At 73.0% G+C, this 14163-nt stretch carries 12 protein-coding genes; 1 reads left to right on the forward strand and 11 read right to left on the reverse strand.

All coding sequences use genetic code 11. The features are described 5' to 3' along the window. Positions 1-141: 141 nt before the first annotated feature. The 8 genes from pyrF to pyrR all read right to left on the reverse strand — a co-directional run bounded on the left by pyrF (position 142) and on the right by pyrR (position 10280). Complete coding sequence (gene pyrF / locus AH6_RS11605; RefSeq protein ID WP_067478183.1) at positions 142-894, reverse strand: orotidine-5'-phosphate decarboxylase; 753 nt, start codon at positions 892-894, stop codon at positions 142-144. Beyond that, positions 891-1913: a dihydroorotate dehydrogenase gene (locus tag AH6_RS11610; RefSeq protein WP_067478186.1), complete on the reverse strand. Its 1023-nt coding sequence runs from the start codon at positions 1911-1913 to the stop codon at positions 891-893. Before AH6_RS11610 ends, pyrF begins: the two co-directional genes overlap by 4 nt. A 67-nt stretch (positions 1914-1980) precedes the next feature. Beyond that, positions 1981-2868: an iron-sulfur cluster-binding protein gene (locus AH6_RS11615; RefSeq protein ID WP_067478189.1), complete on the reverse strand. Its 888-nt coding sequence runs from the start codon at positions 2866-2868 to the stop codon at positions 1981-1983. An 83-nt stretch (positions 2869-2951) separates the two neighbouring features. Further along, a complete protein-coding gene (carB, locus tag AH6_RS11620) occupies positions 2952-6302 on the reverse strand; it encodes a carbamoyl-phosphate synthase large subunit (protein ID WP_067478191.1) in 3351 nt (1116 codons plus the stop codon). After that, complete coding sequence (gene carA, locus AH6_RS11625; protein WP_067478194.1) at positions 6302-7423, reverse strand: glutamine-hydrolyzing carbamoyl-phosphate synthase small subunit; 1122 nt, start codon at positions 7421-7423, stop codon at positions 6302-6304. The genes carB and carA overlap by 1 nt, the downstream gene beginning before the upstream one ends. Further along, positions 7420-8706 (reverse strand): dihydroorotase, encoded by a 1287-nt coding sequence (locus AH6_RS11630; protein WP_067478197.1) that lies wholly within the window; start codon positions 8704-8706, stop codon positions 7420-7422. The genes carA and AH6_RS11630 overlap by 4 nt, the downstream gene beginning before the upstream one ends. After that, positions 8703-9644, reverse strand: coding sequence for an aspartate carbamoyltransferase catalytic subunit (locus tag AH6_RS11635; protein WP_067478200.1), 942 nt, complete (start codon positions 9642-9644; stop codon positions 8703-8705). Before AH6_RS11635 ends, AH6_RS11630 begins: the two co-directional genes overlap by 4 nt. Further along, on the reverse strand, positions 9645-10280 hold the full coding sequence (gene pyrR, locus AH6_RS11640; RefSeq protein ID WP_083982637.1) for a bifunctional pyr operon transcriptional regulator/uracil phosphoribosyltransferase PyrR: 636 nt from the start codon (positions 10278-10280) through the stop codon (positions 9645-9647). It abuts the gene before it with no gap. 452 nt (positions 10281-10732) lie between these two features. Here pyrR and bldD point away from each other — a divergent pair, with 452 nt between their 5' ends. Further along, positions 10733-11227, forward strand: a complete 495-nt coding sequence (bldD, locus tag AH6_RS11645) for a transcriptional regulator BldD (RefSeq protein WP_021597992.1) — start codon at positions 10733-10735, stop codon at positions 11225-11227. Positions 11228-11493: 266 nt separating this feature from the next. Here bldD and AH6_RS11650 read toward each other — a convergent pair whose 3' ends face one another. The 3 genes from AH6_RS11650 to AH6_RS47040 form a co-directional block, all read right to left on the reverse strand. Then, positions 11494-12255: a hypothetical protein gene (locus tag AH6_RS11650; RefSeq protein ID WP_067478283.1), complete on the reverse strand. Its 762-nt coding sequence runs from the start codon at positions 12253-12255 to the stop codon at positions 11494-11496. 136 nt (positions 12256-12391) lie between these two features. Further along, positions 12392-13666, reverse strand: a complete 1275-nt coding sequence (locus tag AH6_RS11655) for an MFS transporter (protein ID WP_169807836.1) — start codon at positions 13664-13666, stop codon at positions 12392-12394. 180 nt (positions 13667-13846) lie between these two features. After that, positions 13847-14113, reverse strand: a complete 267-nt coding sequence (locus AH6_RS47040; RefSeq protein WP_373861772.1) for an ATP-binding protein — start codon at positions 14111-14113, stop codon at positions 13847-13849. Positions 14114-14163: the final 50 nt, after the last annotated feature.

The following is a 14163-nucleotide window of genomic DNA, read 5'->3' on the forward strand; positions in this document are numbered from 1 at the left end:
TTCGCAAGATCGTCAAAAACCGCCCACACCGGCCCCGGAAATGTCACCCGGCACCCCTGTCACGTTCCGTCCCCGACCGAGCGGTCCGCGTGCGCTCCGCGCGGGCGCGCCGCCGGCCGCGCGGACCGAAAGCGATCTTGGTCACGTCCGGCGCGCGGGCCCCTCGGCGGAGCCGGGCCCGGCGGCCGGGGCGGCCCGCTCCGGCCGCCGCCGCAGCGCCGCCGCGAGGGCCGCCGCGGCGGCCCCGGGGTCGGGCGCGCCGGTGATCGGGCGGCCGATCACGAGGAGGTCGGCCCCGGCGGACAGGGCGGCCTCGGGGGTGGCGATGCGCGTCTGATCGTGTGAGGCGGCCCCTGCGGGCCGAACACCCGGTGTGATGAGGGTGATACCGGGTCCGACCTCCGCGCGGACGGCAGCGGCCTCCTGAGGCGAGCAGACCAGGGCCCGCGCGCCCGCCCCGACCGACAGGGCCGCCAGGCGGCGCACCGCGTCGGAGGCGGGGCCCGCCATGCCGAGGGCGGCGAGGTCGGCGTCACCCAGGGAGGTGAGGACCGTCACCGCGGCGACGGTGGTCTCGGGGGCGGCCTCGACGGCCTCGCGGATCATGGCGGGGCCGCCGGCGGCGTGCACGGTCAGGTAGGCGGGCTTGAGGCGCGCGACGGCGCGGGCCGCGCCGCGCACGGTGGCCGGGATGTCGTGCAGCTTCAGGTCGAGGAAGACCTGCACGCGGCTCGCGCCGCGCACGCTGGCGACCACGTCGGGGCCGTAGCGCAGGTACAGCTCCAGGCCGACCTTGACGGTGCTGACGTGCGGGGTGACCAGGCTCGCCCAGCGGGCGGCGGTCTCCAGGTCGGGCGCGTCCAGCGCGACGGCGATGGGGGCGGTGGCGGTCACGGGGTCGTCTCCTTGCTGCTGTCCCCCGCCGCGACGGCCGCCGGGGCGGCCTCGGCGGCCGGCGGCTCGGGCCGCACCTGCGGCGGGACGTATCCGGCGGGTTTGTGGGCGAGCCCGACCGCGTCGGCCAGCCGCATCTTGCGGGCGGCGAGGGCGTCCTCCAGCTCGCGCAGCACGCGGGTGGCGGCGCCCGGCTCGTGGAACAGCGCGGTGCCGACGGCCACGGCCGACGCCCCGGCGAGCACGAACTCCAGCGCGTCCAGGCCGGAGGCGACGCCGCCGACGCCGACGATCGGCACGTCCGGCAGCGCGGCGTGCACCTGGTAGACGCAGCGCACCGCGATCGGCCGCACCGCGGGCCCCGACAGGCCGCCCGACACGCCGGTGAGGGCGGGCCGCAGGGTGCCGGTGTCGATCGCCATGCCGTCCACGGTGTTGATCAGCGTGAGGCCGTCGGCGCCCGCGTCGGCGCAGGCCAGCGCGACGGTGACGATGTCGGTGACGTCGGGGGCGAGCTTGGCCAGCACCGGGACGCCGGGCTTGGCGTGGGCGCGCACCGCGCGCACCGCGGCGGCGGCCGCGCCGGGGTGCCAGGCGAACATGCGGCCGCGGTCGGCGACGTTGGGGCAGGCGGTGTTGACCTCGATGGCGGCGACGCCGGACACCCCGCGCAGCCGCCGGGCCAGCTCGGCGAACTCCTCGACGCTGTTGCCCGCGACCGACACGACGGTGCGGATCTCCTGCTCGTGCAGCCAGGGCAGGTCGCGCTCCAGGAAGCCCTCGACGCCGGGGCCGGGCAGGCCCATGGCGGTGAGCAGGCCGCTGGGGGCCTCGGCGGCGCGCGGCGTGGGCCGCCCGGCGCGCGGCTGGGTCATCACCGAGGTGGTGACGAACGCGCCGAGCCGGGTCAGGTCGCAGAACGGGGCCAGCTCGCGGCCGGTCCCGCCGCACCCGGAGGCGGTCAGCACGGGGTTGGGCAGCTCCAGCGACCCGATCCGGGTCGTCATCCGGTCGCTCACTGCGCCTCCTCGCCCAGCGGCTCGAAGACCCGTTCGCGGGGCTGCCGTGTTGACTGGTTCGCTCCGCTCACTTGGAGCCCCCTTCCGAGGCGCTGAGGACGCGCGGCGCGCCGAGCGCGTCGAACGGGATCGTGCCGAGGTCGCCCCACCGGACGCGGTCGCCGCGCAGCACCGGCCCGTCGTGGCAGGCCCGCACCATGCGGGTGACGCCGTCCTCGCCGTGGACCGGCAGCACGCAGGTCATGCAGACGCCGATGCCGCACGCGCCGGTCTGCTGGAGGAACTCCTCCACCGACACCTGCGAGGGCAGCCCGTACTCCCCGGCGACCTGGGTGACCGCGCTGAGCAGGCTGGTGGGGCCGCAGCCGTAGACGACGTCGGCGCCGGTCTCCTGGATGACGCGGGGCAGCACCTCGCGGACGCCCGCGCGCTCGCCCATGGTGCCGTCGCGGGTGGTGACGGTGGCCGAGTCGCCGATGCGCTGGGCCATCCGGGAGCCGAACACCTGCCGGGAGGTCGGGCCGCCGAGCACGAAGTGCACCTGGCAGCCGCGCCGGTGCAGGATGTCGGCCAGCGCGAACAGCGCCGCGCCGCCGGGGCCGCCGCCCACCAGCAGGCAGTTGACGGGGTCGCGGGGCAGCCGGAACGGGCGGCCGAGGGGCCCCAGGACGTCGATCTGGTCGCGGGCGCGGCGGCCGGCCAGCCAGGCGGTGCCGGGCTCGGTGTCGGCGAAGACCAGCTCGACGGTGCCGCCGTAGTCGGACTTCACCTCGTACACGCCGAAGCAGCGCCGCACCAGCCGGCCCGAGTGCGCGTCGCCGATCGCGACCGCCACGAACTGGCCGGGCCGGAACCGCTCGGCGATGGCCGGCGCCACCAGCGTGATCGCGTGGTAGTCCTGCACCTGGCGGACCGTCAGTACCGTCGCCGACGTCTGCACCGGTGTGTCGGACACCCGTCTCCCTCTCGTCGTCATGTGGCCGGCCCGGCGGCGGGACCGCGTGGTCCCGCCGCCGGGCCGGCCTCGTCAGCCGGGCCTCACCCCTGCTCCGGCCCCTGGCCCAGCACGCCGTGCGCGCCCCGGAGCCGCTCGGCGTGCTCCTGGAGGGACCGCACGCCGACCAGCCCGGCGGCGATCGCCTCGATGCCCTGCACGGCGGCGGCCAGACCCTGGACGGTGGTGACGCACGGTACCCCGCGCAGCACCGCCGCGGTGCGGATCTCGTAGCCGTCCAGACGGGGCCCGGACTGACCGGGGCTGCCGAAGGGAGTATTGACGATGAGGTCCACCTCGCCGTCGAGGACGCGCCGCACGATGGTGGGCTCGCCCTCGGGACCGGCGCCCGCGCTGTGCTTGCGCACGATCTTGGCACGCACGCCGTTGCGGCGCAGGACCTCGGCGGTCCCCTCCGTGGCAAGAATCTCAAAGCCCAGGTCAGCAAGGCGCTTGACGGGGAAGACCATGTGACGCTTGTCCCGGTTCGCCACCGACACGAACACCCGGCCCTTGGTGGGCAGCGAGCCGTAGGCGGCCTGCTGCGACTTGGCGTAGGCGGTGCCGAACACCTCGTCGATGCCCATGACCTCGCCGGTGGAGCGCATCTCCGGCGACAGGATCGTGTCGACGAACTGGCCCTCGCGGTCGCGGAAGCGGTCGAAGGGCAGCACCGCCTCCTTGACGGCGATCGGCGCGTCCAGCGGCAGCGAGCCGCCGTCGCCCGACTCCGGCAGCAGGCCCTCGGCGCGCAGCCCGGCGACGGTGGCGCCCATCATGACGCGGGCGGCGGCCTTGGCGAGCGGCACGGCGGTGGCCTTGGACACGAACGGCACGGTGCGCGAGGCGCGCGGGTTGGCCTCCAGGACGTACAGGACGCCCGCCGACAGCGCGTACTGGACGTTCATCAGGCCGCGCACGCCGATGCCCTTGGCGAGGGCCTCGGTGGACTCGCGGATGCGCCGCACGTCGTCGTGGCCGAGGGTGATGGGCGGGAGCGCGCACGCCGAGTCGCCGGAGTGGATGCCCGCTTCCTCGATGTGCTCCATGACGCCGCCGAGGTAGAGCTCCTCGCCGTCGTACAGGGCGTCCACGTCGATCTCGATGGCCTCGTCCAGGAACCGGTCGACCAGCACCGGGTGGTCGGGGCTGGCCTCGGTGGCCTTGGCCATGTACGACTCCAGCGTGGCGTCGTCGTACACGATCTCCATGCCGCGGCCGCCCAGCACGTAGGAGGGCCGCACCAGGACCGGGTAGCCGATCTCGGTGGCGATCTCGCGGGCCTCCTCGTAGGAGGTGGCGGTGCCGTGCTTGGGGGCCAGCAGCCCGGCGCGGTGCAGCACGCGGCCGAACGCGCCGCGCTCCTCGGCCAGGTGGATGCTCTCCGGCGAGGTGCCGACGATGGGCACGCCCGCGTCCTTGAGCTTCTGGGCCAGGCCGAGCGGCGTCTGCCCGCCGAGCTGGACGATCACGCCCGCGACCTCGCCGGACTTCTGCTCGGCGTGCACCACCTCCAGGACGTCCTCCAGGGTGAGCGGCTCGAAGTAGAGCCGGTCGGAGGTGTCGTAGTCGGTGGAGACGGTCTCGGGGTTGCAGTTGACCATGACGGTCTCGTAGCCCGCCTCGGCCAGCGTGAACGAGGCGTGCACGCAGGAGTAGTCGAACTCCACGCCCTGCCCGATGCGGTTCGGCCCGGACCCGAGGATGATCACCTTGGGCTTCTGGCCGGGCGGGACCTCGGTCTCCTCGTCGTAGGCCGAGTACAGGTAGGGCGTGCGCGCGGCGAACTCGGCGGCGCAGGTGTCGACCGTCAGGTAGACCGGGCGGACGCCGAGGGCGTGCCGCAGCTCGCGGACCACGTCCTCGGACAGGTTGCGCAGCTCGCCGATCTGCACGTCGGAGAAGCCGTGCCGCTTGGCGCGCAGGATCTTGTCGCGGGTGAGGGCGTCCTCGGCGGTGCGGATCTCCTCGGCGATCTCGTTGATGCCGATGATCTGGTCGAGGAACCAGGGGTCGATGCTGGTGGCCTCGTAGGCCTGCTCGATGGTGGCCCCGGCGCGCAGCGCCCGCTGCACCTTGCGCAGCCGCCCGTCGTGCGGCCGGGAGGCGGCCGCCAGCAGCTCGGCGGCGTCGCCGGGCTCGCCCGCCCAGGTGAAGGTGGTGTCCTTGGCCTCCAGCGACCGCAGCGCCTTCTGGAGCGCCTCGGGGAAGTTGCGGCCGATCGCCATGGCCTCGCCGACCGACTTCATGTGGGTGGTGAGCGAGCCGTCGGCGCCGGGGAACTTCTCGAACGCGAACCGCGGCACCTTGACCACCACGTAGTCGAGCGTCGGCTCGAACGAGGCGGGGGTCTCGGCGGTGATGTCGTTGGGGATCTCGTCCAGGGTGTAGCCGATGGCCAGCTTGGCGGCGATCTTGGCGATCGGGAAGCCGGTCGCCTTGGAGGCCAGCGCCGACGAGCGCGACACCCGCGGGTTCATCTCGATGACGATCATGCGGCCGGTGCCCGGGTGCACCGCGAACTGGATGTTGCAGCCGCCGGTGTCGACGCCGACCTCGCGGATGACCGCGATCGCGACGTCCCGCATGTTCTGGTACTCGCGGTCGGTGAGGGTCATCGCCGGGGCGACGGTGATGGAGTCGCCGGTGTGCACGCCCATCGGGTCGAGGTTCTCGATGGAGCACACGATGACCACGTTGTCGGCGCGGTCGCGCATGACCTCCAGCTCGTACTCCTTCCAGCCGAGGATGGACTCCTCCAGGAGCACCTCGGTGGTCGGGGACGCGTCCAGGCCCGCGCCCGCGATGCGGCGCAGGTCGGTCTCGTCGTGGGCGAAGCCGGAGCCCGCGCCGCCCATGGTGAACGACGGCCGCACCACCACGGGGTAGCCGAGCTCGGCGGCGGCGGCCAGCACCTCGTCCATGGTGTGGCAGATCTTCGAGCGGGCCGACTCGGCGTTCAGGCCCTGCTCGCGGGCGACCTTGCCGACGATCTCCTTGAACTTCTCGCGGTTCTCGCCGGCCTGGATCGCGTCCACGTCGGCGCCGATCAGCTCGACGCCGTAGCGGTCCAGCGCCCCGCTCTCGAACAGCGCGATGGCGGTGTTGAGGGCGGTCTGGCCGCCCAGCGTCGGCAGCAGCGCGTCCGGCCGCTCCTTGGCGATGATCTTCTCGACCACCTCGGGGGTGATCGGCTCGACGTAGGTGGCGTCGGCGATCTCCGGGTCGGTCATGATCGTGGCGGGGTTGCTGTTGACCAGCGTGACCCGCAGGCCCTCGGCCTTCAGCACCCGGCACGCCTGGGTGCCCGAGTAGTCGAACTCGGCGGCCTGGCCGATGACGATCGGCCCGGAGCCGATGACCAGGACGCTCTTGACGTCTTCGCGGCGCGGCATTACTTGGACGCCTCCATGATCTCGCAGAACTGATCGAAGAGGCCGGTGGCGTCGTGGGGGCCCGCCGCCGCTTCAGGATGGTACTGAACGGAGAACGCGGGCCGGTCGAGCAGGCGCAGGCCCTCCACGCAGCCGTCGTTCAGGTTGACGTGGCTGACCTCGGCGCGGCCGTAGGCGGTGTCGAAGGGGCCCTCGACCGGCGCGTCCACCGCGAAGCCGTGGTTGTGCGCGGACACGTCCACCTTGCCGGTGCGCCTGTCCTGCACCGGCTGGTTGATGCCCCGGTGACCGAAGCGCAGCTTGTAGGTGCCGAGGCCGAGCGCGCGCCCGAAGATCTGGTTGCCGAAGCAGATGCCGAAGAACGGCTTCCCGGCGTCCAGCACGCCGCGCAGCGCGGTGACGGGGCCCTCGGCGGCGGCGGGGTCGCCGGGCCCGTTGGAGAAGAACACCCCGTCCGGGCCCAGCGCGAGGATGTCCTCGGCGGTCGCGGTGGCGGGCAGGACGTGCACCTCGCAGCCGCGCTCGGCCATGCGGTGCGGCGTCATCGACTTGATGCCGAGGTCCACCGCCGCGACGGTGTAGCGCTTCTCGCCGATCGCCGGGACGACGTAGGGCTCGGTGGTGGCGACCTCGCGGGCGAGGTCGGAGCCCTCCATCTTCGGGCTGGCCAGCACCTTCGCCACCAGGTCCTCGGCGGACGCCGTGGCGGCGGGCCCGCTGAAGATCCCGGCGCGCATCGCGCCGCGGTCGCGCAGGTGGCGGGTCAGGGCGCGGGTGCCGGGGATCGCGATCCCGACCACGCCCTGGGCGCGCAGGGCCGAGCCGAGCGACCCGGTGGCGCGCCAGTTGGAGGCGACGCGGGCCGGCTCGCGGACCACGTACCCGGCGACCTGGATGCGCGCGGACTCGGGGTCCTCGTCGTTGACGCCGGTGTTGCCGATGTGGGGGGCGGTCATCGCCACGATCTGCCGGGCGTAGGAGGGGTCGGTGAGGGTCTCCTGGTAGCCGGTCATGCCGGTGTTGAAGACGATCTCGCCGAAGGTCTCCCCCTCGGCCCCGTAGCCGACCCCGTGGAAGGTCCTGCCGTCTTCGAGGACCAGTACTGCGGGGGGTGGGGTCACTGGAGCTTTCCTTCCAGAACGGTCGGCCGGCCGCGCAGGAACGTCGCGACGACGCGGCCGGGCAGCTCCAGCCCCGCGAACGGGGTGTTGCGGCTCTTGGAGGCCATCGCCGTGGGGTCCACCGCGCGGCGCGGCGACGGGTCGTACAGCGTGATGTTGGCGGGCGAGCCGGCCTCCAGCGGACGACCCTGTCCGCTCAGGCGGCCGATGCGGGCGGGCGCGGCCGACATGCGGTCGGCGACCCCGGCCCAGTCCAGCAGGTCGGTGTCGACCATGGCCTCCTGGACGACCGACAGCGCGGTCTCCAGGCCGATCATGCCCATGGCGGCCACGGCCCACTCGGTCTCCTTGGCCTCCACCGGGTGCGGCGCGTGGTCGGTGGCGACGCAGTCGATGGTGCCGTCGGCGAGGGCGTGCCGCAGCGCGGTGACGTCGTCGGCGGTGCGCAGCGGCGGGTTCACCTTGAAGACCGGGTCGTAGGACCCGGCCCGGGTGTCGTTCAGCAGCAGGTGGTGCGGGGTGACCTCGGCGGTGACCGGGCAGCCCTTGCTCTTGGCCCAGCGGATGATCTCCACCGAGCCGGCCGTGGACACGTGGCAGATGTGCAGCCGCGAGCCGACGTGCTGGGCCAGCAGCACGTCCCGGGCGATGATCGCCTCCTCGGCGACCGCGGGCCAGCCGCGCATGCCGAGCGCGGCCGACATCTCGCCCTCGTTCATCTGCGCGCCCTCGGTGAGGCGCGGCTCCTGGGCGTGCTGGGCGACCACGCCGTCGAACGCCTTGACGTACTCCAGCGCCCGCCGCATGATCACCGCGTCCGAGACGCAGTGGCCGTCGTCGGAGAAGACGCGAACGCGGGCGGCCGAGTCGGCCATCGCGCCGAGCTCGGCGAGCTGCTCGCCCGCGATGCCGCGGGTGACCGCGCCGACCGGCTGGACGTCGCAGTACCCGGCCTCGCGGCCCAGGCGCCAGACCTGCTCGACCACGCCCGCGGTGTCGGCGACCGGGTCGGTGTTGGCCATGGCGTGCACGGCGGTGTAGCCGCCCATGGCGGCGGCGCGGGTGCCGGACTCGACGGTCTCGGCGTCCTCGCGGCCGGGCTCGCGCAGGTGGGTGTGCAGGTCCACCAGGCCGGGCAGGGCGACCAGGCCGGTGGCGTCCACGACCTGCGCGCCGGCGGCGTCGAGGTCCGGGCCGATCTCGGCGATCGCGCCGTCGCGGACCAGGATGTCGGCGGGGTCCCCGCCCAGGATGCGGGCGTTCTTGATGACGTAGGTGCTCACTCGGAGACCTCCTTGCCGATGGCAGGCTCGGAACCGCCGAGCAGCAGGTACAGGACGGCCATGCGGGCGCTGACGCCGTTGGCGACCTGCTCGACGATGGTCGAGCGGACCGAGTCGGCGACCTCGGCGGCGATCTCGACGCCGCGGTTCATCGGGCCGGGGTGCATGACGATGGCGTGCTCGGGCAGCACGTTCATGCGCGCCACGTCCAGGCCGTAGCGGCGGCTGTACTCGCGCACGGTCGGGAAGTAGGAGGCGTTCATGCGCTCGTGCTGGACGCGCAGCATCATCACCACGTCGCTCTTGGGCAGCACCGCGTCCAGGTCGTAGGAGACCTCGCACGGCCAGGTGTCGATCGCGACCGGCAGCAGGGTCGGCGGGGCGACCACGGTGACCTCGGCGCCCAGGGTGTCCAGCAGCAGCACGTTGGAGCGTGCCACACGGCTGTGCAGCACGTCGCCGACGATGGTGACCTTGCGGCCCTCCAGCCCGCCGAGGCGGCGGCGCATGGTGAAGGCGTCCAGCAGGGCCTGGGTGGGGTGCTCGTGGGTGCCGTCGCCGGCGTTCACCACGCTGCCCTGCACCCAGTTGGCCAGCCGGTGCGGCGCGCCGGAGGCGCTGTGCCGGATGACGACGCCGTCGGCGCCCATCGCCTCCAGGGTGAGCGCGGTGTCCTTCAGGCTCTCGCCCTTGGAGACGCTGGAGCCCTTGGCGGAGAAGTTGATGACGTCGGCCGACAGCCGCTTGGCGGCGGCCTCGAACGAGATGCGGGTGCGGGTGGAGTCCTCGAAGAAGAGGTTGACCACGGTGCGGCCGCGCAGGGTGGGCAGCTTCTTGATGGAGCGGCCGGAGATCCGGTCGAGTTCCTCGGCGGTGTCGAGGATGAGCAGGGCGTCGTCCTTGGTGAGGTCGGCCGCCGAGATGAGGTGACGCTTCACTTACTTCTCCCCTTTGTCGCCCAGGGGGGACGACCCCCCTGAACCCCCCGACAAACCGCGCAGAGCGGCCGTCGCTTCGCTCCGGCCACTTGCGGGGCCCAAAAGGACGGCGTCGCGCTCGTCGTTCTCGGCCAGCAGGACCTTCACCGTCTCGCGCATCGAGGTGGGCAGGTTCTTGCCCACGTAGTCGGCGCGGATCGGGAGTTCGCGGTGTCCGCGGTCGACCAGGACCGCGAGCTGGACGGCGCGGGGGCGGCCCAGGTCGTTCAGCGCGTCGAGCGCGGCGCGCACGGTGCGGCCGGAGAACAGCACGTCGTCCACCAGCACGACCACGCGGTCGTCGACGCCCTCGGCGGGCAGTTCGGTGCGGCCGAGCGCGCGGGCGGGCTTCATGCGCAGGTCGTCGCGGTACATCGTCACGTCCAGCGAGCCCCACGGGACGGGCCGGCCCTCGACCTCCTCCAGCTTGCCCGCCAGCCGTTCGGCCAGCGTCACGCCGCGGGTCTGGATGCCGAGCAGGACCACGTCGTGGCCGCCCTTGGTGCGTTCGAGGATCTCGTGCGCGATCCGGGTCAGCGCGCGCCTGATGTCCGGGCCCTCCAGAACGGCCTTGGGCCGGGGGTCACCGTCTGCCACGCGCTCCCCCTCCGGCCCTTCCGGCCGGTAGGCAGCATTCACCACCACAACCTCCTTCCCCGCCTCACGGGACGGGCCTTAAAGGACGCCTTGTCCCCCTCACCGTAGCAGTGAACCCTCCCTGCCCAGTACCCGGCCCGGACAACGTCTTGCCTGGTGAGAGGGGTCACACTGGGAAGATCGCGAGGGCGCGCGCGAGGCCGTCGCAGGGCCCGGGACGCCCTGCGCGCGGGGGTTGGCGGCGATCCGGACGGCCCGGATCGAGACCGGTAGATTCGACCGCTTTTTTCCAATCGGCTTGACCTGAGGCCGTCACCGTTTTACCGTCACTGTCCGTAACCATCCCTGGAGACGGACTCCGGCGGCCGAATGGCCCATGGAACCGCCTCCCCCCGGAACAAGATCCGGGGGCCAGTTTTAACGACGACGAAGTGAGCCTGGGGGGCCGCAAAATGCCGTCTGAATACGCTAAGGCTCTCGGCGCGCGCCTGCGCGCCATCCGCACCCAGCAGGGGCTGTCCCTGCACGGTGTGGAGGAGAAGTCCCGCGGCCGCTGGAAGGCCGTCGTCGTGGGTTCGTACGAGCGGGGCGACCGCGCCGTCACCGTTCAGAAGCTGGCCGAGCTCGCCGATTTCTACGGCGTGCCGGTCTCCGAGTTGCTGCCCGGCGGAGCCGCGCCGAGCCCGCTCGGGCCTACGCCCAAGCTCGTCATCGACCTTGAGCGCCTGCAGCAGCTTCCGAAGGACAAGGCCGGTCCCCTCGCCCGCTACGCCGCGACGATCCAGAGCCAGCGGGGCGACTACAACGGAAAGGTCCTGTCGATCCGTCAGGAGGACCTGCGTTCGCTCGCGGTCATCTATGACAAGTCCCCGACCGAGCTGACCGAGGAGCTGATCGGCTGGGGCGTCCTGGACCCGGAGGCGCGCCGCGCCGTCGAGTCCTTCTGATTCCGTCCATTCCATCCGCACACGTGTTCGGGCCCCGGCAGGCGAATTCCGCCCGCCGGGGCCCGAGCGCGTTCGCCGCCCTTTCCGCCTCGTTTCTCCGGCCCCGGCGGCGCTTTCCGGACAAGTCATGCCACCGCTGCCCCAGCGGGGTTCTGTGGTCTCACCCAGCGTTACGGGGTGCTCGGAACCGGTCGCTGGGCACCGGTTAGAGTCGTAGCAGGATGCCGGTTTCCGGGTGTCCGCAATAGGTTTCGGCTGAACGCCGGTCAACTCCCGGCGGTGGGCCGTCCCGCGACGAGGTCGCCCAGCGCCGTGGTGAGGCGCGCGACAGGCCGCCGCCAGCGGTTCTCGCGGGCGACGGCGCGGGCGAGCTTGCGCGAACCCTCCCGGTAGCGCCACCGGGCCCACGGCGACCCCGGACGGGCGAGCCGGACCGCGCCCACGAGGGAGAACAGGCCGACGAACAGCCCGAGCAGCCCGGTGTAGACCTTCCCCTTGAGCAGGGTGACCGTCGCCGTGCACAGGTTGAGCAGCAGCGACAGCCCGATCACCACGGCCCCGACGGCGACGCCGTCCTCGTCGTCCTGGCCGAGGTCGTCGAGCCCCAGCGGCCGCAACCCGAGCAGCGCGAGCCCGCACAGCGCGATGGCGACGAACACGACCTGCACCGACAACCGCCCCTGCTCGGACCAGTAGACGTCGTCGAGGTGGAGCACCAGCGCGAACTCGTCCAGCACCAGCGCCGTCCCCACTCCGAAGATCCCCGCCGTCACGGCCGCCGCCACCGACGCCTCGTCGGGCACCACCAGCCCCCCGACGCCGCCCACGCACATGAACACCAGCCCGAACACCACGTGGTGGATGTGCCGCCCGCCGGGCGTGACGTTCCCCGGCCACCACCGCACCTGCCGCCGGATCATCCGCACGCTGAACCGGATGAACAGGAACGCCGCGATGAACGCCACCAGGAACACCATCAGCCGCAACCGCCCGGTGCCGACGATCTCCCGCGCGAACCACTCCCCCATGAACCGGCCATACCCGCCCACCTCGGCCACGGCCACCGCTTTGCCAGGAATTCACCCTCGGGTCAGGGGGCGACCAGCCCCCCGCCGACCAGTGGGCGGGGGGCTGGACACGGATACGCCGCGGCCTCGGCGGGGCTCAGCCCGTCGCGGGCTCGCTCGCGGCCCCGCCCGTGACGATGGGCGCGACGGCCTTCGCCGGCTTCGGCACCCGGACCAGCAGGGCCGCCAGCGCGCAGACGATGCTCACCACGCCGAAGAAGCCCCAGGCCATCGGGTACCCGGCGGACGGGACGATCCGCCCGAACAGGAACGGCAGCAGGAACCCGCCGATCGCCGAGACGCTGAGCATCAGCCCGATCGCGGTGCCGATGTTCTCCTCGGAGATGCCGCGCGCCGAGCCCGGCACCGTCTGCCACACCGAGAAGCCGAAGTTGAACATGAAGCCGATGCCGAACGCGGGCAGCCAGAACCAGCCCGGCCCGCTCAGCGGCACCAGGAAGAAGAACAGGCCCTCCACCATCGCCGCGACCGTGAAGACGGTGCGCACGCTGGCGAACCGGTCGCCGATCCAGCCGCCCAGGACGCTGCCCGGCACCCCGGCCACGCCGATCAGCAGCGCCGCCAGGCCGACCTCGCCCGAGCTGAAGTGCCGCTCGTCGGCACCGTACCCGGCGATGAGCTGCGAGCCGCCGAGGAAGGCCCCGTAGGCGCCCAGGAACGCCACGCCGTACAGCCACATGTCCCGGTTGCCCAGCGTCTCGCGCACGGCCTGGCGGGTGAGGCGCACGCCGTGCAGGCGCTCGCTGCCCGCCGGGACGCGGAACCAGACGGCGCTGACCGCCGCCACCACCAGGCAGAGCGCGCCGCCCAGCGCCAGCGCGCCGCGCCAGCCGAGCGCGCCGGTGACCGGGTCCCACACGTACAGCCCGAGCGCCGAGCCGACCGCGAAGCAGGCCGAGGTGACGCCGAGGGCGAGCGCGTGGTGCCGGTGCTGGAACCACACGCTGACCGCCGCGACGCCGATCGCGGCGAACACCGACGCGCCGATCCCGGCGACCACGCGCACCGCCATCAGCGTCCAGTAGTCGGGGGCCAGGGCCGAGACCACCGCCGCCAGGCCCTCCACGGCCAGGCCGAGCGCCAGCACCGCGCGCATGCCCCAGCGGGTCGCCACGAAGCCGCCGGGGATGTGGAACACCCCGTAGCCGATGACGAACACCGAGATCAGCAGGGCGACCTGCGGGATCTCCAGGCCGAACTCGTCGCTGATCTGCCCGAAGCCGGGCGCGATCGCGAACCAGTTCATCGTCATCATCAGGAACCCGGCCGACACGATGGCCAGCATCGGCCACTTGTGCCGGTCGTCCGCCGCCTCCGGCCCCGCTCCGATGACCCCGGTGCGACCCGTCATCCTCACCACCGCCCTGCCCTCGTCCGGGACGTGCTCCCGGTCCATCCGGTCGCAGTCATCGTGACTCCGTGCGACATGCGTCACAAATGCTTCTTGAGGGGCGAGCTATGTGCGAACGGTTATACGGAAGGGGCCCGGCACGACGGAAACGGCACCGGAACGGCGTGCGGGACGGGCGGTTCAGACGGGTTCGCCGGCTCCGTAGGGCAGCCGGGCGCGCACCCGGAAACCGCCGTCGGGCTTGGGTCCGGCGGACAGCTCGCCGCCCAGGGCGCGGGCGCGCTCGCGCATCCCGACGATCCCGCTGCCGTCCGCCGCGCCCGCGCCGCGCTGGTCACGGGGCCCGGCCGGGGCGCCCGCGCCGTCGTCGTCGATCTCCAGCCCGAGGCCGCCCGCGTCGTAGTCGACCAGCACCCGCACCGTCCCGGCCGCGGCGTGCCGGACCACGTTGGTGATCGACTCCTGGAGGATGCGGTAGGCGGCCAGGTCGAGGTGGC

The sequence above is a fragment of the Actinomadura hibisca NBRC 15177 genome, from assembly GCF_001552635.1.
GTDB lineage: Bacteria > Actinomycetota > Actinomycetes > Streptosporangiales > Streptosporangiaceae > Spirillospora > Spirillospora hibisca.